This is a genomic window from Ruminococcus sp. (assembly GCF_019423705.1).
Lineage (GTDB): Bacteria > Bacillota > Clostridia > Oscillospirales > Ruminococcaceae > Hominimerdicola.
Genome location: NZ_JAHZAX010000001.1, coordinates 183,109 through 206,150, shown reverse-complemented (window position 1 = coordinate 206,150; position 23,042 = coordinate 183,109). Strand labels below are relative to the sequence as shown.

Annotated in this window: 14 protein-coding genes; all 14 read left to right on the top strand. The window is 42.4% G+C overall.

Annotated elements, in window-relative coordinates; genetic code table 11:
- Position 1: 1 nt before the first annotated feature.
- The 14 genes from QZ371_RS00880 to QZ371_RS00815 all read left to right on the top strand — a co-directional run bounded on the left by QZ371_RS00880 (position 2) and on the right by QZ371_RS00815 (position 23,003).
- The gene (locus QZ371_RS00880; RefSeq protein ID WP_295207709.1) at positions 2 to 1,021 is read left to right on the top strand and encodes a kinase; all 1,020 of its coding nucleotides are present in this window, start codon (positions 2 to 4) and stop codon (positions 1,019 to 1,021) included.
- 81 nt (positions 1,022 to 1,102) lie between these two features.
- Entirely contained in the window at positions 1,103 to 1,975 is an 873-nt protein-coding gene (locus QZ371_RS00875; protein WP_295207706.1) for a type II secretion system F family protein, read from the top strand.
- A gap of 17 nt (positions 1,976 to 1,992) precedes the next feature.
- On the top strand, positions 1,993 to 2,211 hold the full coding sequence (locus QZ371_RS00870) for a Flp1 family type IVb pilin (RefSeq protein WP_295207703.1): 219 nt from the start codon (positions 1,993 to 1,995) through the stop codon (positions 2,209 to 2,211).
- Between the two features lie 99 nt (positions 2,212 to 2,310).
- Entirely contained in the window at positions 2,311 to 3,066 is a 756-nt protein-coding gene (locus QZ371_RS00865) for a hypothetical protein (protein WP_295207700.1), read from the top strand.
- Between the two features lie 60 nt (positions 3,067 to 3,126).
- Positions 3,127 to 7,137: a DUF5702 domain-containing protein gene (locus QZ371_RS00860; RefSeq protein WP_295207697.1), complete on the top strand. Its 4,011-nt coding sequence runs from the start codon at positions 3,127 to 3,129 to the stop codon at positions 7,135 to 7,137.
- A gap of 54 nt (positions 7,138 to 7,191) precedes the next feature.
- Positions 7,192 to 7,932, top strand: coding sequence for a hypothetical protein (locus tag QZ371_RS00855; protein WP_295207694.1), 741 nt, complete (start codon positions 7,192 to 7,194; stop codon positions 7,930 to 7,932).
- A 77-nt stretch (positions 7,933 to 8,009) separates the two neighbouring features.
- Positions 8,010 to 9,422, top strand: a complete 1,413-nt coding sequence (locus QZ371_RS00850; RefSeq protein WP_295207665.1) for a TadE family protein — start codon at positions 8,010 to 8,012, stop codon at positions 9,420 to 9,422.
- A gap of 50 nt (positions 9,423 to 9,472) precedes the next feature.
- A complete protein-coding gene (locus QZ371_RS00845) occupies positions 9,473 to 10,243 on the top strand; it encodes an A24 family peptidase (protein ID WP_295207662.1) in 771 nt (256 codons plus the stop codon).
- A 42-nt stretch (positions 10,244 to 10,285) separates the two neighbouring features.
- Positions 10,286 to 11,665 (top strand): WG repeat-containing protein, encoded by a 1,380-nt coding sequence (locus QZ371_RS00840; protein WP_295207657.1) that lies wholly within the window; start codon positions 10,286 to 10,288, stop codon positions 11,663 to 11,665.
- Between the two features lie 124 nt (positions 11,666 to 11,789).
- Positions 11,790 to 13,259: a DUF6382 domain-containing protein gene (locus tag QZ371_RS00835; RefSeq protein ID WP_295207654.1), complete on the top strand. Its 1,470-nt coding sequence runs from the start codon at positions 11,790 to 11,792 to the stop codon at positions 13,257 to 13,259.
- A 159-nt stretch (positions 13,260 to 13,418) separates the two neighbouring features.
- Entirely contained in the window at positions 13,419 to 14,192 is a 774-nt protein-coding gene (locus QZ371_RS00830) for a PP2C family serine/threonine-protein phosphatase (RefSeq protein ID WP_295207652.1), read from the top strand.
- A 58-nt stretch (positions 14,193 to 14,250) separates the two neighbouring features.
- Positions 14,251 to 16,008 carry a serine/threonine-protein kinase gene (locus tag QZ371_RS00825; protein WP_295207649.1) on the top strand — a complete coding sequence of 586 codons (1,758 nt, stop codon included), beginning with the start codon at positions 14,251 to 14,253 and terminating at the stop codon, positions 16,006 to 16,008.
- Complete coding sequence (locus tag QZ371_RS00820) at positions 16,005 to 16,493, top strand: hypothetical protein (protein ID WP_295207646.1); 489 nt, start codon at positions 16,005 to 16,007, stop codon at positions 16,491 to 16,493. Before QZ371_RS00825 ends, QZ371_RS00820 begins: the two co-directional genes overlap by 4 nt.
- A gap of 60 nt (positions 16,494 to 16,553) precedes the next feature.
- Complete coding sequence (locus tag QZ371_RS00815; RefSeq protein WP_295207643.1) at positions 16,554 to 23,003, top strand: Ig-like domain-containing protein; 6,450 nt, start codon at positions 16,554 to 16,556, stop codon at positions 23,001 to 23,003.
- The last annotated feature ends 39 nt before the right edge of the window (positions 23,004 to 23,042 follow it).

Below are 23,042 nucleotides of genomic sequence, written 5' to 3'. Positions count from 1 at the left end.
TATGAGGAAAAAGAATAAGAATAATAACGAAAATGCGCAAATGCAGGATATGAATTCCGTTCAAGCACAAACACAAGTTCAAATGGGTATGCAGTTTGGTATGGACGGGGCAAATGCTGGTTTTGCGGTCAATCAAAATTTCTCGGGGACGATATTGCAGGACGCTGAGGCAATGGAAGCCTTGACGGCGGAAAGCGGCAAGAAGTCTAAGAAAGCCAAAAAAGCTAAGAAAGAGAAAGCAAAAAAGAAAAAAGAAGAGTACATCGAAAAGAAGGGTCTGCTTGGAAATGCAGACGATTACCACGTTTATCATATGAAGCCTGTGGACACTTTGACGGGATATCTTATGGGTGCGGCGGCTGTGGCGGCTGGTGCGTATATATTCTTTTACTCTATCCCGTTCAGCATTATCGCAGGTGCGATAGCAGGATTTTTCAGCATCAAACTTTATCGAAAGAGCCTTTTGAAAAAGAGACAGCGCAGGCTGCTTTTGCAGTTCAAGGACTTGCTGGAATCAATAAACAATTCATATGCGGCAGGAAAAAACACTCCCGACGCTTTTCTCGGAGCTTATAATGATCTGCAAATGCAGTACGGCGAGACTTCCGACATTGTAAAGGAAGTTGCCATTATAAATGCAGGTATTCAGAACAACTACAATATCGAGGAGCTGCTCCTTGACCTTGGGGACAGGAGCGGACTTGAGGATATAACCAACTTCTCGGACGTATTTGAGGTATCCAACCGTTTGGGCGGTAATCTGAAACAGGTGGTATCTGAAAGCTATGATATGATAAGAGACAAGATCGACATTGAGCTTGAGATCAACACCATTGTGGCAAGCGGTCGAAACGAGCTCAATATTATGGCGGCGCTGCCGTTTCTTGTGGTGCTGATGATGAAGGCGACATCTGATTCGACAGGCACGAATATTCTTGATATCGGTGCAAAGATAATCGGTATCGTGCTTATCGGAATCGCTTATCTTATCGGACTGAAAATGACTAAGATAAAGATTTAGAGATTTTCTTGTAGGGGCGACCTGTGGTCGCCCGCTGGTACAAGTTTTTAAAAAGTTTAGAAAATTATTGAGGTGAATAATTTGAGTTTTACAAGCTCATATGTAATGGCAGGGATAGGAACATTTTTTATATTGTTCTGGCTGTTCCTGTACATAAAATACAGAAATGCTTACGATCAGGTCATTGACGCTATCGACAAGAAAAAGTTTATGTTCGGCGAGATATATTTTATCGGCTTTGGGTTCATAACGCTTTTTCACATCAATATCAAGACCGAAAGAGGAAGCAAGAAGATAAAAGAGATAAGCGAGATATACGGCAGAAAATACGCTGAATTTTATCATTACGTTATCACAGGTGGAAGCATTTCATACTTTCTCACTCTCTTGCCAATGGGCTTTTGCCTTGGTGCCATAGCGAATAATGTTATGCTTGGTGTGCTGGGCGTGGTCGCTTCTGCGCTGCTTATGGAATATATGAGCGGCGAGATAAAGAAAAATGTCAACGAGAGACGAGAGGATATCCTCGAGGATCTGCCGCAAATGCTTTCAAAATTCACATTGCTTATAAATGCGGGTCTTATCGTTCGTGACGCCTGGTTCAAGGTGGCATATGCAAACGACAAGCCAATTTATAAAGAAATGCAGGAAGCCTGCGTTGAAATGAACAATGGTGTGCCTGTAAGAGAAGCCGTTTTCCATTTTGCCGACAGATGTTCGGTAGCGGAGGTAAGAAAGTTTGCAAACTCCGTTAATCAGAATATGGAAAAGGGCGGAAGCGAACTCACAAGAGTTCTTAAAGAGTTAACAACTGTCAGCTGGGAAGAAAAGCGAAGCAGAGTAAAAGTAAAAGCCGCAAGCGTTGGAACTAAGCTTATGTTCCCGTCTATGATAATGTTCATAGCGATAATAATGATGGTTGTTGTTCCGGCGATAGGCAACTCATTAATGTAATAGGGGGGTGAAAAAATATGAAGAAAATTAATGAAATGATGATCTCAGCATATTTGAAGGGTATGTCAAAGCTTAATGCTTTTAAGGACAATGAGAGCGGTGAAGTAAATATGGTGGCTATCGTACTTATCATCATCGTTGTAATTGCACTTGTTGCTGTATTTAAGGATGGTATTACTGGCGTACTTTCAACAGCTTTTGAAAAGATCAAGACTGCAATTTCAGGTATGGAATAATTTTGGTTTGTTTGATTGGAAACAGCTCACAGCTTTTTGCTGCGGGCTGATTCGAGATAAACAAAATATACAAACGCATAAAGATAAATTCTTATAGGGGTGATCGGTATTAAACTGAACAGGATATTCGGGAAGAAAGGCGAAAACATCAAGGACGAAAAGGGCGCTGTTCCTATCGTTGAGGCAACGTTTATTTTTCCTATCGTGTTTTTCTGTATGTTCTTTCTTATTTATATCGGAATGTATATTCTGCAAAGTGTGCTTATCTACACGCAGACCCAGAAAGTTGCTTCTATCGTCAGCAAGAGTATGGCTGTGACGGGTTATGAAAAAGTCGGCAAGCACACAGCGGACAATGTGAATTTTGATTTCAAGGACAATAAGTATTTCACTCAGGATTCTGTAAACACGATATATGACGAGCAGGCGAAGCTTTACAGATATTTTTATCCCGACCCGATCGCAGGCAATTCGGATATCGAATCTATAAATTCGTCTCTCACAAGTCTTATCGACAATCTGAGCATTATAAGCGGCGGAGGCGTTACCTGCGATATAAACGCAAAGAATTATTTTATAAATCAGACCGTCAGCGTGACCATAAAACGTGAGGGAGCTATCCCGGAGGTTTTCAGCTACATAGGAATGAACGGCGTTTCAAGCGATATTACTGTTACTGCCACGGCGGCAAGTTGCGACGGAGCGGAATTTGTGCGAAATACCGATATGGTCTATGACTTTGTGACGTTTCTAAGCGACAGGCTGCACATTTCGGACAAGATATCTTATCTGAAAGAAAAGGTGCAGGGCGCTTTCCAAAAAGATGCCGAGGAAGCTGCTAATGCGGCCGGATAACTGGATAAAAATATAGCAATATAGAAATGCAGATAAATTTTTCTTAGGGGAGAAGTATTGATGATATTTGGAAAATTCAGAAAAGCTAAAAACTCAGATATAAATTTAGCTGAAATAAATGAAAATACAGAGCTTGCGGTCTTTTCAGAGGTTGATAATGACGTCAAGCCAAAGAAAAAACGCTCAAGAGAAAGTATAAGAAAAAATATAAATGGCGCAATATCAATTTTTCTTGTGCTTATAATGATACCAATGTTCACATTTGCAGGAACAATCGTTGACCTTTCAAGGGTCAATTCCGCAAACGTTGTGCTTTCGGGCGCAAGCGACCTTACGATGAATGCGGCGCTTTCCGATTACAACGAAATTCTCAAAGACGTTTACGGAATTTTCGCAATGAGCGCAACTGAGGCCGACCTTACGAACAATCTCGAGAGATATTTCAACAACTCTCTCAGCAATGTCAGCGACCTTGACACCACGGATTCATACACAAGAGATTACATAAACAGTCTTACCTCTTGGCTTTCAACAGCAGGCAGCGAAGGCTCAGCGGATTTTGACACTCTTATAAAACTGACAAATGCCACCTGCGACGTATCATATGTCGGCGGCTCTGAGGTATATCATTCAAACATACTCAAGAGACAGATACTAGAATATATGAAGTATCGTGGCGTTGTTGCGGTATCACAGGAACTTATAAACAAGTTCTCAGGCTTCAGCGGCTTTGACAAGCAGAGCAAGGCTATCAAGGCAAAGATGAATTATGAAAAAGAGCTTGAGAAGATAGGTGATTCCTGTCAGACGGCTTATAACGAACTTTATGAAGCAAGAAAACAAAAACATACAAGTGTAACGCAGGATATACTTGGATATGAGATCGATGATGACTGCGTGAATAAGATAGAGCTGTTCAAGGACGCATATTTAAAGACTGTTTCGCTTGCACAGAGAAATTATGATGAAATAAGCAGATACCTTGTTTGCATAAAGGTACTTGAGGACACAAGCGCAGATAAGCTAAATGTTAATTCTAATGTGATCCTTTACAATGAAATAAGTACTAAATCATCAGAAGCAACAGAAAATATGGGTGAAGGTCTTGAAGAAGGATACACAGTAACTGACGAGGCTTATACTCATAAAGGTCTTGAGGGCGTACTGTCTAATGTGGAATATTTTAAAAATAATAATATAGGTCTCACATCTGGTTGCGAGATGAATGATGAAAAGACTGGTTTTACTGTAAGTTCCGGTTATGATGGCGGCTTTTATGGAATAATGAAGTCATTTGTAGATGATATAAAGTCGCAAAAGTCTAATATAAATGGAGAGTTAAGTGAAGATAATGTCATTAAGGTTTATCAGCTCAAGCAGACTATAAATAATTGGATAAATAATGATGACAATAAAACATATCTTGCGAATATATGGGCTCTCAAGGATTATTTTTATTCTTGTGAAGGTAACGGTTGTAAAATAAATGAATATTTTGAAAATATAGAGGGCTTTATTCGTGATATCAATGATATAGCAGATTATACAAATAATTATGTGAATAGTTATAAAGAAAAAGTAAAGTCACTTGCTGTTGAAGCAAATAAGCAGATAAGACTTGTCTTTGATGACTGTACTATAATGATATCGAAATATGAGGCTATCGAAAAAGATCTGAATGCGGTCATAAGCGATATTGAAGCAGCTGAAGAAAAAGGCGATGATTGGAAGAAAAGTATAGACAAGGTAACAGACAATAGTTCAAAGCAGACTATGACTTCCGATTATGAGAGCGAGGCGCAGCCGCTGAACAAGGTTGATGTTGAGGCTCTTCGTGACAAGGTAATAATAGTCAACAGAGATTTCTACCAAGATATTCTGGATAAGATAAAATCGCTAAAATATTGTGGAAATAAGCTTGCTGAGAAATATGACGTTAGTAAGGTAGAAAAAGCTGATTACGAAAGCGATTTTAGCAAATCAAAGATAATGCCGGAAAGCGTTGACAGCAACGGGATAGCTGCAGCTATAAGCAGTGCAAAGGCAAATTATGAGACCGATATAGAAGGCAGCTTTAAGGCTTTCTGCAGATTGCTTGACAATGAAGAATTTTCTGTAAAGAGCGGCTTTACCACAAAGGCTCAAGAGGAAAATCAGCAGTTCTTTGAATATCTTGCTTCAAACTTTGAATATAAAGGCGGTACTGAAGAGGAAGAAGAAAGCGAAGCCAGCGATGGAGGAAAGGAAGCTCTTATCGACGAGGGCAAGGTCACTTCGGCGAAAGACAATGCCAAGAACGACAAGACACTTTCGGAGGACGTTTCGTCGGATTTCCTTGACGCAATGGTGACGAACAATTCAAAATCGCAACAAGATATCGGTGTTGACCCGACAGACCCGGAAGGTTCAAGTGATGACAATATTACAGATGCTGCCGACTCTATGAGCGATGAAGAGACGACTGATTTCTTTGATGCTATTGGCAAAGTCGGCGAACTGTTAACTAAGGGTCGTGATAAGCTCTATCTTGTTGAATATATGCGGAATATGTTCAGCTGCTATACAACTAATCTTGATCCATCAACGGGAAAAACTTACGAAGATACGGCTAATTTTGAAAGAACGCTCAGCGACATCGTAATATCAGAGGACAATAATTTATATTACGGCGGCGAGTGCGAATATATCCTTTGGGGCGGAACTCCTAACAGCGCAGTCAACAAGACAAAGGCTTCTATTTTCGGAATAAGGTTCATACTTAATCTTATATACGCAATGTCCGCTCCCGATATCAATGCGCTGACATTTGAGTGGGCGACAGTTATCGCAGGCTGGACGGTTTTCGGCGTGCCGATAGTTCAGACAGTTTTGAAAATAGCACTTGCGCTGGCGGAATCGGCATATGACTTGAGCCAGCTATGCTTAGGAAAATCCGTGCCATTGTATAAGAGCTCCACTACTTGGGCGATGTCGCCGCAGGGAATGATCAACATTGCAAAGGAAACAGCGGCTACATTAATAGATGAAGCAACGGAAAAGGCTTCAGAGTATTTGAATAATGCAATAACCAATATATTTGATAAAATAGAAAATACAGCAAATGATAAGATATCAGAAATTGGTGATGAAGTTACCAAATATATAAATCAAACTATCAGAGATGTATCAGATAAAGTCATAAATGCGACTGTTACACCATTTATGAATGGTATAAAGGGCGTTTTAGGCAAAATGGATTCCAGCTGGGGAAAAGATAAGATAAAAGAAGAACTTCAAAATTGTCTCGATAAGCTAAAGGAAGGTTCAACAGATGATATTTACGGACAGGCAAAGAATGTTGCCATTGAATATCTCGAAGGTAAGATAGGTGAAGTTACAGATACCATTTACGATAGTTTACAAGAAGCGGCAGGTAATAAATCAGAAGTTATAATAGGTAAAATTAATGCTTTGTTTAAGAAAGTCGATGCTGCCACTAACACGGAGACAGGTTATATTTCTGAACTTAATGGTAAGATAGCAAAAAAAATAACTGACCTGAGTGGAGAGTTACAAGGAAAGGTAACAGAGGCTCTTAATAGTACAGAAGATAACGTTAAGGAAGAACTCAATGAGGCTTTGAATAATTTTTCTGACGGAATATCGGAAAAGGTATCGAGCGGACTTGACAAGGTCGGCGAATCAGCTCCGAACAGCAAAACAGTTGGAGATGTTTCGAATGCTAAGGCTGCCACGATAAGCCTTAATTATAAGGAATATCTTTACGCTTTTATGCTCATAGGTATTTTGGCAAATGAAGATAATATGATCGCAAGAACAGGTTATCTTATGCAGATGAACATAAGTCAGAAAATGACTGACGCAGGCTTTAAGGATTCTGACAGAGAGAATTTTGATATGACGAAGATGTATACAATGGTGCAGATCCATTCAGAAGCTGACGTTGATTCTGTATTTATGGGACTGTTTGAAAAGAGAACTGTCAATGGCGAAGAGTCGTATTCTCTTAACCTAGATGGAAATGGAAGCAGTACAGACAGACTGGTTTACAATGGATTCATTGGTTACTAATTTATAGTTTTTAATTTAATACGATATTTTTAATTTTTAAGGAGAGTAAATCTAATGAAAACAACAAAGATTATTGCAGCCGTAATGGCAATGACGATGACAATGGGACTTTGCGCTTGCGGAGACAGCGCCGACAGCGGCACAACTGACAGCAAGTCAACAAAAACAACAGTTGCGCAGGATAAGTCGCAGGCAGAAACAACAGCTTCTAATGACGAAGAAACATCGTCCGCTGTTGAAGAGGTCGATTATCAGTACGGTGTAGTTTCTATTGATGTTCACTTTAGATTTTCAAAGCATTTTGATTACGATTGGAAGGTCTATAGCACGATTGATCCAATGACAAGTACAGAAGATAATTCTTGTTTTCTTACAGTAGGTAAACTTTGTGATGAATACAATAATCTTACTATCGACGCAGATAAGCCGGAGGAGTGGCTTGATACAGTTCACGATCAAATGGCAAAGGATCTTAGCAATGGTTACAATTATGTAATGGTAAATCCTGCGTTGGATATAAGTGAAAGTGAGATTCAAGAAATAAACGGAAGAACTTTTGTAAGATTTGTAGGTTCGTTCTTTGATGATAATGAAGATAAGGATGTTGATCTTGTTGGTTATCTGACAGTAGTCAAGGGTGATTCTAATTTGTCTGAGTATAAAGAAGATAATACCGCAGGTTTTATCGTGTCTCAGTATCACGACAAAGCAAATATCGACGAGCTTGACGCATATGCAAGAGAGGCCGCTGAAACTATGGCTGTCGGCAAGGACGAATGGGATAAGATGGAGTAATCATTATACATTTGTAAAAGCATTTGATTTAGGGGAGACGGCGACGGAAATATTATGGGAATGAGAAGTATAAAGCTATGAAGATAAAAAAATATATAAAAAATATGATAAGTGCTGTAAGTTCTGTCGGGCGCAAAAGCAGGATTATAAGCGGTTCGCTGACTATCGAGGCGGCGTTCGTTCTGCCCTTCTTTATGTTTGGATTTATGGCGCTTGCTATGCTTGCCACCACCACAAGGGCGCAGAGCACTATCCAATATGCTGTTGACCAGACTGCAAAGGAGGTCTCGCAGTATTATTACGTCATAAACCGCCTTGGATTTAATCACGGCGGCGACGCTAATGACGAAAATATCGACAAAGTGGACGACTTTCTTGAGAATTTTAATACTTTTCAGTCGACCGTTGCTGACGCTTCCGAATATTCGCCAAGTCAGATAAACACTATTGATGATATATCTAAAACTTATAAAGATATGCAGGAGAATGTCAAGGATGTAAAAAACGCCGGTCAAGAGCTTTACGGCTCGTTCAAAAGTATGGCTGACAACCCCATGGCGATAATATCTTCAATGGCGACAATGCTCAAAAATGGCGCAGGAAACGCCGCAGTCTGCCGTATCATCGCCCAGCCGCTTAGCAAAGCACTTGTGCAGAAATATATTTCCAACAACGGCAATATCGACGAGACCCTTGAAGCGATGGGCGTTGTTGACGGAATGGACGGCATTGACTTCGGACTTTCCACATTTGCGATAGACGGAAAAACCGTCAACGTTGTGGCGGTCTATAAGATAAAGCCAATGGGATTTAGTCTTATAGATTATACATATACTGTAAAAACAACAGGCAGCACGGGAATATGGGGCACGAACGTCACAAACTCAGAAGCTAAACAAAAAGAGGATGAAAAGAAGAGCGAGAGCAATGACAGCTCACAGGCAGAGGAAGAAGAACAGGAGCCTGTTTCACCTTGGGACGATACAATAGGCATAGGCGATCAGTTTGAAACTTATGCAAGCGGTATAGAGCAGTCTCTCGGCAGCGGAACAAGAACAAAGTCTAATCAGGGATTCAATTTCTATCTTGATTCAAAGACGTCATATCCCGACGGCGTTGAGCCGGGCGGCAATTTCCCTGCTGACAGCTATATAAAGGTTATGACAAGAAATATGTTCTTAAATTCTTATTATGAGAACGGAAAAATAAAGATAAATACTGTTAAGTCGGATATTGAAAGGGCAGCAAATAAGCTTGATCAGAAGGTCAATGCTGTTGATTCAACTATCAAGGTCGGTCAAAAGGACAGCACACAAAAGACTGTTCAGTCTGACAAGACAAAGAGAAACAAGTATATTATCGTTGTCGTGCCGGAAAACACAACTGAAGAAATGCGAAAGGACCTTGAGGATATAGCCTCGAATGTAAGATATGATACCGGCGTCACTGTTATCTATCAGTATAAGGATAAGACCACAAAGGACGGATAAAAGTAAAAACTAAAAAATTATAAGAAGAAAACTGAAAGGGTTGTTTTTGATTGGTAGGAAAGTTGATAATTAATGTGCTGATAACGCTTGTGTGTATGGCCTTTTCAGTAAGATATTTCTGCTATTTCGATAAAAAGTATGAAAAATATGATAAAAACGATAATAGCGATAAAAATGAAAAAGGCGCTGGAAAAATTTCTGAAAAGTCAAAAAAGCCCGAAATGCTTGAATTTTCGGAGCTGAAAGAATACATAAAGGCGAAAAAGAAGCTTTTTATCATAAGCGGCGTGTTCTTTATGGTTCTATGCTGCGCAGGAACGTTTTTTGCAAAGTCAAATTCACTGGCGAATTACAGGTTTATGAAGTATTTCGTTTATACTTTCCTGCTTTATATGGCGGCTTATACTGACGTAAGAAAGAAGCTTATCCCAAACGATCTTATAATCGCAATGATCGTTGCAAGAGTGCCTTTCCTCTTTGCCGAGGTCTTTTATAATATGGCAAAGTGGCAGGTAGTGCTGAACGTTTGCGGTCTGGGATTTGTGATGTCCGCAGTTGTGGCGCTTGTTATGATGCTCATTTCAAGGGGACAAATGGGCGGCGGAGACGTTAAGCTTCTTGCGGTGATAGGTCTTTACGTCGGCAGCACCAATGTGCTCACGGTAATGCTTTTCTCTTTCATACTCTCGGCTGTTGGCGGTCTGGGCTGTATGATAATAAAAAAATACAAGGCAAAGGATACTATCCCCTTTGCGCCGTTCGTTTTTCTCGGAATGTTGATCTATTTTGTGCTTATCTGCTTTGTGGGCAAGGCGGCATAATAAAATTAAAAATTATAGAATACTAAGGAGCTGACATAAGACTTGAGCAGTCAGAACACTCAAACGAAAGACAGTCAAAGCAAAAAAAGCGAGCAGAACAAAAAGCTTCTGCTCCTCATAATGATAATACTTCCATTCCTGACTTGGTATGCGGTCTTTAACAACAAGACCACCACCTTGCAGGAATACGACAAGTATATGAAAAAAGCGGAGAATTTCGCAAAGAAGGAAATTTATATCGACGCTGTTTATAATTATCAGCAGGCTTTGAAGCTTGATACGAGCAATTATGATCTTATGCTGAAAATTTTTGATTCTTATGTTCAGCTTGCAGACGATGACGGCATTGAGAAAACCTATGAGCAGGCGCAGGCTTTAGACCCTTCAAGGTCTGATATCTATGTGAGATACATAAACCAGCTTATCGACACGAACGCTTATGATGACGCAGTTGAGGTGGTCACGACTGCAAGGGAAAAATCAAGCGGCAAGGAGATCGACGAGCTTTATGAGAAAATTTACAGGCTCTATAAAGAGACTTTCCTCGACTATGATTATGCTTATCCTTACTGCAAGGGTTATATGAAAGTCACAAACGGTGAAAACGGCGACAGAGTTGGACTTATCAAAACGAATGGTTCGGGCGTGCTCAGAGCAAAGTATCACGATGTTGGTCTTTACAGCGAGGAAAAGGAAGTTATCCCTGTCTGCGATGAAAACGACACTTGGTATTATGTTAACTCCAGCGGACAGAAAAAGCTAGTGCCAGACCACGAATACAGCTATCTCGGTTCTTTCACAGCCGATTATGCTCCTGCACTTTACAAGGGCAAATACGGCTATGTGAACGAGGATTTCGAGGAAAAGAACTTTGAATACGACTTTGCAGGCTCTTTCGAGGATGGCATTGCCGCTGTAAGAAAGCAGGATAAGTGGGGCATTATAAACGACAAGCTCGAAATGGTCACGGATTTTGAATTTGACGATATAATAATAAATGATTTCGGCATTTGCTCAGAGGGCGGCTATTTCTTCGCCTCAAAGGACGGCAAGTATGCGCTCTACAACAGCAAGGGCAAACAGGTGGGCAGCGAGTCATTTGAAAACGCAAAGATGTTTGTCTGCGACGAGCCTGCGGCAGTAAAGCAAAACGGCAAATGGGGCTTTGTGGATACCGACGGCAAGATCGTCATAAAGCCGCAGTATGAGGACGCAAATTCATTCTGCCTTGACTTTGCACCGATAAAGCAGGGCGAATTCTGGGGCTACATAGACGGCAGCGGAAAGATCATAACAGATATCGAAAACGACAAGTTCTCAGCCGCATACAGCCTTGATACAAACGGATACAGCGTAATATACAACGATTTTGATATGCCGAAGCTGCTGAGATTTTACGGCGCTGATCTTAAAGACAAATAGCTTATAAAACATACAACGCCACAATCAAATGGGACGTCGAGGACGCCGTCCCCTACATATGACCTTATGTTTGTGACGAATTGAATTTACATACTCACAACCAATATCACGGAGGAAAACAAAAATGGATAACTTTGTTCAATGGAATTACGAAAACGCCAACACAGCGAACTTTCTTGTTTACACCCTTGGCGAGAATGAGAATTTTGATACAGTAGCTCTTGGAATGCTGCTCAATAACAATATCGAAGGCTTTCTGCCGATGATATATCTTCAGAACGATGAGGAAAGGTATTTCAAATACAATATCACTTCAAAGGTGTCGCTGAAAATGTTCTTTGAGGAAACTGTCAATAAGACACGCTTTCTCAATGTTATTTCAAGCATTTGCAAGGCATTTGAAATGTGCGGAGAGTATATGATCGAGGACAAGTCTATCGTCCTTGACGCTGAACATATTTTTGTAGACGTAAGCTCCGCAAAGGCTGAGCTGGTCTGCCTGCCTGTACTTAAAGAGGGCGGCGCAAACGTCAATGTTGTGAACTTTTTCAAGCTGCTTCTTATGTCAACACAGTTTGATCCAACTGAGAATTGCGATTATATCGCAAAGCTTCTCAACAGTCTCAATAAGTCCGACAAGATGTCATTTGCTGAGATAAGAAACATTGCGGAAGAGCTTCTCGGCAATGTTCACGAAGAGGAGGACAAGCCTGTTATGAACGCAATGAGAGCTCCGCAGACTGTTTCCGCAGCAGCGCCGATCACGCCAATTGCGCCAATGCAGAATGTTCAAAATGTTCAGTCCGCTCCAAATATCCAGAATATCCAGCGTGCCCAAGTTCAGAATATACAGAGACCTAATACACCGAATATCCCGAATGTTCCAAATGTACCAAATGTTCCAAATCAGCTTAACCAGCCTCAGAACATTCCGCCTGTTATAAATGATAATTCAAAGAGCTCCCATAAGGGCGGACTTTTCGGCGGACTTATGAAGTCAGGAAAAAAGAGCAAGGAAAAGAAGCCTAGAAAGGGCAAGGATAACGTTCAGGCAGCACCGCAGTCAATGGCTATCCCGGGAGTAAAGGCTTCCGCAGGCCCGCTTATGCCGAATAACCCACAGCCTGCACAGAATGTTCAGCCTGTTCGGAATGTTGAACCAATGGCAAATAATCAGCCTATCCCAGCCCAGCAGATGAACGTCCAGCCGGGGATAACATTCCAGCAGAGCGCACCAAAAGCCGCTCCGCAGCAGGCAATGACGACTGTCCTCAATAAGGATATGCTTTCAGCAAACTGCACCCCAAAGCTTTATCGCTACAAGACAAACGAGCTTATCGAGATAAACAAAGTGCCTTTCAGAGTTGGAAAAGAGGCAAGCTTTGTTGATTACTGCATTTCAGACAACACCGCAGTCAGCAGAAGCCACGCAAATATCGTAAAGCGTGGAAACGACTATTTCATCGTTGACACGAATTCCACAAATCATACATACGTCAACGGCGCAATGATACAAAGCAATGTGGAGATAAAGCTTGAAGAGAATACAAGAATAAAGTTCGCAAACGAGGAATTTGAATTTAGATTTTTCTGATGATAAATTAAAAAGTATGTGGGACGTGGAGAACGCAAATTGTGTATTTGTGCATTTGTGCATTTTGTGTAGGGGAGAAAATTGTTATTCGACAAAGCTCATAACAATTTACGTTTGCCAGTTGTACTGCGTAAGCGAATAAAAAAAGGAGTTAGTAATTTGGCATATCTAGTTTCTGCTCGGAGTAATAGAGGTAATGTAAAAGAGAATAATCAGGACGCCTGTACAGTCAAAACGGCTTCCACAGCCTTGGGCGAGGTGGCTTTCGGGCTTATCTGCGACGGAATGGGCGGACTTTCTGAGGGGGAAACCGCCAGCGCAACCGTGATATCAGCCTTTTCAGATTGGTTTTATAACGCCCTGCCTTTCCAGCTCGGTGCGGATAATTTTTCGGGACAGCTTTTCAGCTCTTGGAACAATATTATCGATATCTGCAATAAAAAGCTTCATAACTATGGCGAAAGCAGGGGTATAAAGCTTGGCACCACCTGCTGCGGAGTTCTTGTGGCGCAGGGTACATACTATGTCATAAATATCGGCGATTCGAGACTTTACGCCGTGACGAATAAAAGCTTGTCGCAGCTTACGGAAGATCAGACATTTGTCGCCCGTGAGGTGAGAGAGGGCAGAATGACCCCCGAGCAGGCGGAGCAAGACCCGAGGAGAAGCGTATTGCTCCAATGTATAGGCGCTTCAAATTCCGTTACGCCCCAGTTAATTGAGGGCGCTGTCACACAGGATACAGCGTTCCTGCTTTGCAGCGACGGCTTCCGCCACCTTGTCAGCGATAAAGAGCTTCTGCGCTCCTATGCGCCGAAAGTACTTAAAGACAAAGACACCGCCGACCGCAATTCCGATGAACTTATAAGGCTCAATATGGAGCGTGGGGAAAGTGATAATATCACCGCCGCTGTTATAAAGGTGACGGTATAAAAATACTAATACAAAAATTGAAAATCATATAAATTGGAAAGTTTAGGAGTTTGCAGATATGTTGACGATCGGTTCCGTTATTGACGGCAAATATAAAATACTCAATAAAATAGGTCAGGGCGGAATGAGCGTCGTTTATCTTGCGATGAACGAAAAGGCCAACAAGCAATGGGCTATAAAGGAGATCAGAAAGGACGGCGTAAAGGACTTTCAGGTGGTAAAGCAAAGCCTTATCGTTGAGACTGATCTGCTCAAAAAGCTCGACCACCCAAATCTGCCAAGCATAGTGGATATAATCGAGGACGATAACACTTTTCTTATCGTAATGGATTATGTCGAAGGCAGATCGCTTGAAAAGGAACTTGAGGAATACGGCGCACAGCGGCAGGATAAAGTCATAGAATGGGCAAAACAGCTTTGCGACGTGCTTATCTATCTCCATTCGAGAAAGCCGCCGATAATATACCGTGACCTAAAGCCAGAAAATATTATGCTCAGACCTGACGGAAAGGTTATGCTTATCGACTTTGGTACGGCAAGAGAATTTAAAGAGCGCAACGTTTCAGATACAGTTTGCCTTGGAACAGTTGGCTATGCAGCACCCGAACAGTTCGGCGGACAGGGTCAGACCGATGCAAGAACTGATATCTATGGACTTGGTGCAACGCTTTTTCATCTTCTCACAGGTCAAAGCCCCTGCGAGCCGCCATATGAAATGCGCCCTATCAGAGAGATACGCCCCGAACTTTCATCGGGACTTGAAAAGATAATACTAAAATGCGTTGAAAAAGACCCTGCCCAGCGATATCAGTCCTGCGAGGAGCTTTTGTACGATATCGAAAATTACGACAAGTTTGACGATATGTACAGAAAAAAGCAAAAGCGCAGATTGTTCGCTTTTTCGCTGACTTTAGTCTTGTCAGCGGCGTTTTTGACATCGGGTCTTGTCCTTGACCATATGGCAAATTCAAAGCGCAATAACAACTATGCACATCTTATGGAGGAAGAAAAGCAGACTGCGGATATAACACAGAAAATGGATATCTGTCAAAATGCCATTGAGATAAAGCCTGCGGAAAAAACTGCCTATCTTGAGCTTATATCTGCGATGAAGTCCGATTCGGAATATTCCGTTGACGAGGAGCAGCTTCTTGTGAATATCATAAACAAGAACGAGGAGGAGCTTAAAAAGTCCACTGCCACCTACGGCGAGATATGCTTTGAGACAGGCAAGCTTTATTGGTATTATTATTCCTACGGCAAAAACAGCTCCGGCGACGAGGACTCAAACAAGATAATCCGAATGAGATCAGCAAGAAGCTGGTTCGATAACGCCGCAAAGTATTCAGACAAGACTTTCAGCAAGTACAATATGGCGCTTATCTATCGTGATATCGGCAATTTCTATGCGCAGATAGACCAGCTCAGAACGGAAGCAAACGATTCTGGCGAGTACAAAACGCTGTTCAAGAATTATCAGTCCCTTTTGAAACTTATAAAGTCGGGTGACGAAGCTGAAATTGTCCAGCTTGAGCTTTACAATGCGATACTAAATTCCGTTGAGCAGTATGGCGACAAGTTCGCCTCTGACGGCGTGAAAAAAGACGATATCCTTTCAGCCGTTGAGCAAATAGAGCAAAGCCTTGATGATATCTCTGAAAGCTCTGAGAAGCTAACGTCATTGAAGCTTGAAACAAAAAAAGCTGTTGAGGTCGCAAAAACAAAGATAACAACGGCTTATGCTGATAATAATTTAGACAATTCAGATGATACAAATAAAACAGATGAAACTGAAAAGGCGGTGGATAAAGAATGAGCGTTGAAAATCTTAGTCTGCTGTCTGTAATAAGCTTTGTGCTGGCTGGTGCGCTGTTTGTGACGGCGGTGCTGTTGTTTTTCCTGCTGAGGATAAGCAAAGTCATTTCGGAGCTTTCGGGTCTTGCGCAGAAAAACGCAGTCAAAAAGCTGAAAAACAAGCAGAACATCACCACAACAAAAGAGCTTCCGAAAGTCAGCGGCGGTCTTAAAGCTGTCAGCATTGATAACAAAAATATGACCGACAAGCTTATGGCGTATGATATGTCCCAAAGTCAGACCACCGTGCTCCAGCCCGTCGGAGAGACCACGGTTCTCGGCGCTGCATATGGCGAAACTACTGTCATAGGTGTAAGCGCAAATGCTGCCCAGCCGCAAGCGCAGGATATGCAGCCGCTAAATCAGAATATGCAAATTACGCAGAATACACAGATAGCCTTTGTGGTCTGCGAGGATATAACCCTTTGTGAGGGAAATGCAATTTAAAATTGTGATTTTTTGCAATTTAGGATAGGAAATTTAGAAAAGGAGAGGAAAAATAAGTATATGAAGTGCAAAAAGAAGAAAATTGCTTACAAAGAGCAATTTAAGCTCGGCAAAAGAGTGACTTCCTTTATGACAGCCTCTGTGCTTGTGCTTTCAATGTGCACAACAGACGTTTTCGCTGGTGCTGACCAGTCGGATGGGAACGTAAAGGATAACGACAGTATAAAGGAACGCCTTTGTCAAGTGACCGTTACTGACGACTCGGTAATGCTTGATTTCGGCTCGGCAATATTCAAGGACAGTGGGCATAGTGAGGTCTTGACAGCGGCAGAGCTTTCCGACTATGTGGGCTTTGAAAGCAACGACGTCAAGTTCGATATCGAGGCGGACGAGGGAAACAGCTCGGTATTTTATCTCAAACTCAGCCAAGAAAACGAATGGGACAAGCTTATCGATAAGAGCACAAAAGTTGACGACGATTATTTTTACAAGCTGAAATTTAAGCAGAAAGAAAGCTTCTATGGTGAAACAGGCGAAGAGGTCAAGCTTTCGGGAGCTGTTGGTATAAAAATGACAAAGACCGATGATGACTATTCAGTGCAGCTTATAACGGCGAAATCTTTTGACGAAAAAACCAAGAGCTTTGAGATCAAACTCGATGGTGAAAACGGCGAATTTATCGGCGGCAATAATACTATCAATGTCTTTAATGGCAAGAATGCGTTGATAAAATTCAAGCCTGCGCAGTATTACAGCTTCACAGGTTTTAAGATCGGCGAAGATGAGATAAAATCCGAAGATATGAACTTTGACAACGGCGTTTACAGCTATACGATCGAAAACGTCACGAAAGATATGACTGTCAAGGCTATCACCAAAAAGATAGTCATTAGTAACATTAAGTTCCAAGCCCCTTCTAATCGTTGGTATCCAAAGGACAAGTCGGTAGACTTTAATATTTCATATTATCCGAAGGAAGCCGAGAATACCCTTAAGGTTTGGACTGATAACAAAAATGTTAAGTTCAATTATGATAGGGCAAGCGGCGAGTGCACTCTCGACCCAAATGGCTATGTGGGAACTGTAACGGTGAACGCATATGATGATGGCGGCAAAAAAGTAGAGAGCAAGCAGACTTTCACATTCACCGATACATATTATTATATCAAGGGCAAAAAGGTCGATGGTGACTGGTATCACAGCGCCGTGACATTGTCACCTGTTGACGGCACAGATCTTGAGATCAACGGCGAAAATTGTGATAGTTATTACGGCAAGACATTCGATAAGGAAGATAAATATAGTCTTGATCTTAAAGTCAAGGAGGGTGATAACGTCCTCACAACGGACAGGATAGATTTTAATATCGACTTAAACGCACCGGAAATGACCGCAGGAACAGACCTCGAAAAGCTTGACAGTAAGAATGGTGAAAAGCTTTATAGGAATTCCGAATGCAAGTATTATTATTTCACAGTTAAGGATATATGGAATGGAAAAGACGCCTTCAGTTCTGATAATAATTTGGACGTGAGCGTTAAAAATACTGGAGCAGTTCAGTCTGTTCAGGTTAAGGATATAAGCGGTGAGATCAGCGGTGAAAGCAATGTACATACTTTCAGAATACCGTTGGAGAGCGATGGCTATAAAAACACCGAGATAGAAGTATCCTATACAGACCAGTCAGGCAGAAAGTGCAGCCTTAAAAAGTCTATCGAGTGGGACAGCATTGCCCCTGAGCTTGGCCTTTATATCAACCAAAACGGCGCTCTCCAGTCAATTGAAGATAAGGCTTCCGTTGCAATAAGAGATAATTGCCTCTATTTCAAGGCCTCCGATGACAACCTTGCAGAGGTGAAAGCTTTTTATACTATTAATGGCAAAACAACGGATATCGACCTTACGGGATATAAGTCAGGTTCAGATAAAAAGATAATTTTCAATGAAGTGGGCGTTTATAAGCTTACTATCTCTGCAAAGGATCGCTCAAATGCTGCCGTTGAAAAGACTTTCACAGTCGAGTATAACGACCGAAATGCTGATATAAAGCTTTATGCTGATGGCAAGGAAGTAAAGGGCGGAGAGTTTTTCAACCCGAAGTCTAAAACACAGGACTTTACTTTCAAGATCAACACCGAAAATTCATTTCCGATAGCGGACGAGTGCGAAGTTCTTCTTGTAAAGGACAGCTCTGTCGAGCGAAAGACTGTTAAAAACGGCGAGGTAAGCTTCACAGCCGATCAGGGCAATTACAATTATATCCTCATTTCGGGCGCATATAAAGTAGATAAGGGCGACAGGTTCACTTATCAGGTCAACAATATCTGTGTTGACGGCACAGCTCCGCAATTTGAAAGAATGGCAACTGACGACGATTATTTCTCAAGCTTCTATGATACAGTTTTCGTTTTGGGCGAGAGAAAGGTAAGACTTTATATCTCCGATAATGTCAGCGGTATAACAAAAGCGCAGGTCAATTGCGAAAAGGCTGAGGGTTATGACGATAAGTATTCCTCACAGTCCTTTGAATTTGACCAGCAGAATATCAAGACCGATGAACAGACGGGCAGCAAGTATGTTGATATTACGATCGAGGCGGATTTTGCAGGCAAGATAAACATTGTCTTGTACGATAAGGCAGGAAATATTTCTGACACGATCACCACAAATTTCAAAGGCAATGAGTTTTTTGCCGTAGATGCCACAAACCCTGTTATCTCCGATATGAATTTGACAGGCGACAATGTAAAGGACAATTATTACAGCGCAGAAAGCAAAGTCGAATTTAACGTAACGGAAGATTTTCTCAATTATGAAAATTCCGTGCTCTATATCACAAAGCAGACCGCTGAGAAAACAGAGTATGAGCATTTCACAGTCAAGGAGCTTCTTGACAACACAGACAGCTCTTATATCTGCAAAAAGAACGGCTCGGTTTATAATTTCACAGTCAATGCCAATGAAGAGACCAAGTACACTATCAAGATGATAGCGGTGGACGAAGTCAATCACAGTGCTGAAAAGACTGTTGAATTCTATGTTGATAAAACAAAGCCTGAGGTCCAGTATCTCCGCAATTCGTACAATATCCCCGCAGACGATAACGGCAAGATAATGTCCTCACAGAATATAAGCTTTTATATCGCTCTTATGGATAATGTCAGCGGACTTAAAGAATATTACTATGAGTTCACCCCTGTCAAGGGCAAGGAAGGCACAACTAAAAGTTATAAGAGCGAGGTCATCTCCCTTGACGGCGTGATCGGTAGCAGCACTGTTGAAGTCACATTGCCTTTCAAGGACGATACAGTTTTCTATGGCACTTTGACCCTTTATGTAACAGACAACTGCGGCAATACGAACACCTATGTGCTTTCAGAAAACACCGCAGGCGAGGACAAAAACTGCACTATCATTATCGGCAGCGCAAAGCCTAAGATAGCCGTAAAATATGACAACAAAAACGGCGCTTCAAACGGCTCTGCAACATATTACAGCAAGGCGAGAAAGGCTGAGATAACAGTTTCCACAGCCGATTTCTCAGAGGATAAAACTTTCGTTATCGTCACAAAGGACGGCAAAAAGACCATCAAGACTTTCAAGGAGCTTGGCTATACCTATAAAGAGCAGGGCGGACAGTCTTATTACACAGCAAAATATGACTTCACAGCCGACGGTGTTTACACCCTTTCCGTAACGGCAGAGGACGAGATCGGCAACATAGCAGAAAATTTCTCAGAATTTGTTATCGATAAAACAGCGCCGACAGTCAAGGTTCAGTTTGATAACAACAACGCAAGAAATGCAAAGTATTTCGGCCGTGACCGTACCGCAACTATCACCATCACAGAGCGCAATTTTGACGCCGACAAGGTAACATTCACAGGCGAGGGCTATTCAAAGTCCGTCAAGTGGAAAAATAGCGGCGATACCCATACCGCTGAGATCAAATTCTCAGACGAAAAGAATTATACCTTCGGCGTGTCCTGCAAGGACCTTGCGGAGAATTCCTCAAAGGATATTACAAGCGGACAGAAAGCCGTCAGCGATTTCGTTATTGACAAGACCGCACCAACAGGCACTATCTCAATAAACGGCGTTTCAGATTGGTCGGGCTTCTTCGGCGGAATAACATTTTCACGTTTCAGCGATAAGGCTCTCGAGGGCAGCCTTTCATCAGCGGATAACCTCAGCGGCGCTGAGTCCGCTCAGTATATCATCGCATATGATGAAAAGACTATCGGCGAACTTGCAAGTGAAACAGGCTGGAAAAACAGCTCCGATATCACACTCGATAACAACACTCAGTCAGTCGTTTATGCAAAGATAACAGACTTGGCAGGCAACGTAAGCTATATAAACTCAAACGGCATTATAGTTGATACAAAATCGCCTTCTATCGCAATTTCGGGCACGGACAGCTCTAAGATCTACAACGGCTCTGTACCTGTAAACATCAGCGTAAAGGAAGCTATTGCCGAAAACAACGTTTATTCGGGACTTAAAACAGTTTCCTATCGTGTAAGAAACGGCGGCAGAGTTACCCAGAGCGGAACCCTTTACAGCTTCACAGCAAAGGACGACACAAGAAAGAGTGACCTTTCAACAAGCTGGACAGGCAGCATAACAGTTGACTCCGCACAGAACAATTCAAATGATATCACAGTCGAGGTCACAGCTTATGACAACAGCGGAAATTATTCCACACAGAACATAAGCCTTAAAATAGATACCACAGCGCCGACTATCACAGTCGCATATGACAACAATAACCCCGACGCTTCCTATACGGATATCTACAACGGCGACAGAATTGCGTACATCACTATCAGAGAGCGCAATTTCGACCCCGATAAGGTGAAGATAAGCATACAGTCTTCTTCCACAGCCCCTAAGATAAGCGGCTGGACGACAAATGAAAACAGCGCAGACCCAGACCAAACTACTCACACAGCACAAGTTACGTTCTCTGCTGACGGCGATTATACATTTGATATATCCTGCACGGATAATGCTTCAAACGCCGCAAAGGACGCAGATTTCGGCAGCTCAAAGTCGCCAAAGTCTTTCACAATCGACAAGACAAGACCTGCCATTGACGTGACGTTTGACAAAAAGACCGCCGAAAAGGGCTTTTACAGCGGTTCAAGACTTTGCACGATCACAGTAAACGAGCACAACTTTGATGAAAAGCGTATGAAGATAACGCTCACTTCCACAAAGGACGGCAAGGCCGTTGAAACGCCGACATTAGGCAAGTGGAAGTCCAGCGGCGATACCCATACCGCCGAAATAAGCTTCACAAAGGACGCAGATTACACAGTTGCAGTTACAGGTCGTGACAAGGCTGGCAACGAGTGCGCACAGCAGGCTTCATACAGCTTCACTATCGACAACACCGAGCCGACCCTTGCAATAAGCGGCATTGAGCCGAATTCAGCAAACAACGGCGATAAGCTCAGCCTCAGCATTACAGCGGCTGACATCAACCTCAGCTCTGCGGAGGTCTACCTCAAGTACATCGCCGCAGACCAAAAGGGCTATAAGGAAAACACCCTCAAGCCTACCGAGAAAAAGAAGGACGGCGGAGAGACTTTCACCTTTGACGATCTCAAAGACGACGGAATTTACACACTTTACTGCACAGTAAAGGACAAGTCGGACAACATTTGTAAAGCCGCTGATATCAACGGCAAGGACGTAAAGTTCGACGGCGAAGAGGTTATGACATTCTCCGTGAACCGAAACGGCTCAGTATTCACATTCGATGAAAACACCGCCGACAACAACGGCAAGTACCTTGCAGCTTCCTCGAGAGTTGTCATCTATGAGACCAACGTTGACGAAGTCCTCCCGCAGGATACCACAATAAACGTGTTCAGAGACAACAAGAACCTTGACCTTGACAAGAGCGGCTATAAGCGTGAAAAGGTCAGCAAGGACGGCGAATGGTATCAGTACAAGTACACGATCGAGCGTGACGTCTTTGCGGACGACGGCGTATATAACATCGCAGTTGTATCCACCGATAAGGCTGAAAACATCTCAGACAGCGCAAGCAAGGGCGCAGAGCTGAGCTTTGCGGTAGACACCACGGTTCCGGTCTGCGTAGTATCAGACTTTGAGAGCGGCAAGGTATACAACACCGCAAAGAAAGACGTAAAAATGAGCGTTACAGACAACGTTGCTCTTTCCGAAGTATCAGTAAAGATAAACGGCGAGGACGCATACAGCTGGGACACAGACAAGGTAACGCAAATGCAAAAGAGCGCAGAGCCTTTCACATTCTCGATAAACGCAAACAACGGTGAAGAGCTCAGCGTTGAGGTATCATACAAGGATATGGCAGGCAACTCAAGCAAGCAGACCTTTGACAACGTCCGTGTAACAACGAGCCGTTGGGTACTGTTCTACACAAACAGACCCCTTCTCATCGGTTCAGCAGCAGGTTTGCTTGCGGTGATAGTCCTCATTGTCGTTCTTATCGTAAGAAAGAAACGCCGCTTCTAAATTTCTCGCCTTGTTAGTGAGGAATTAGGAGTGAGGATT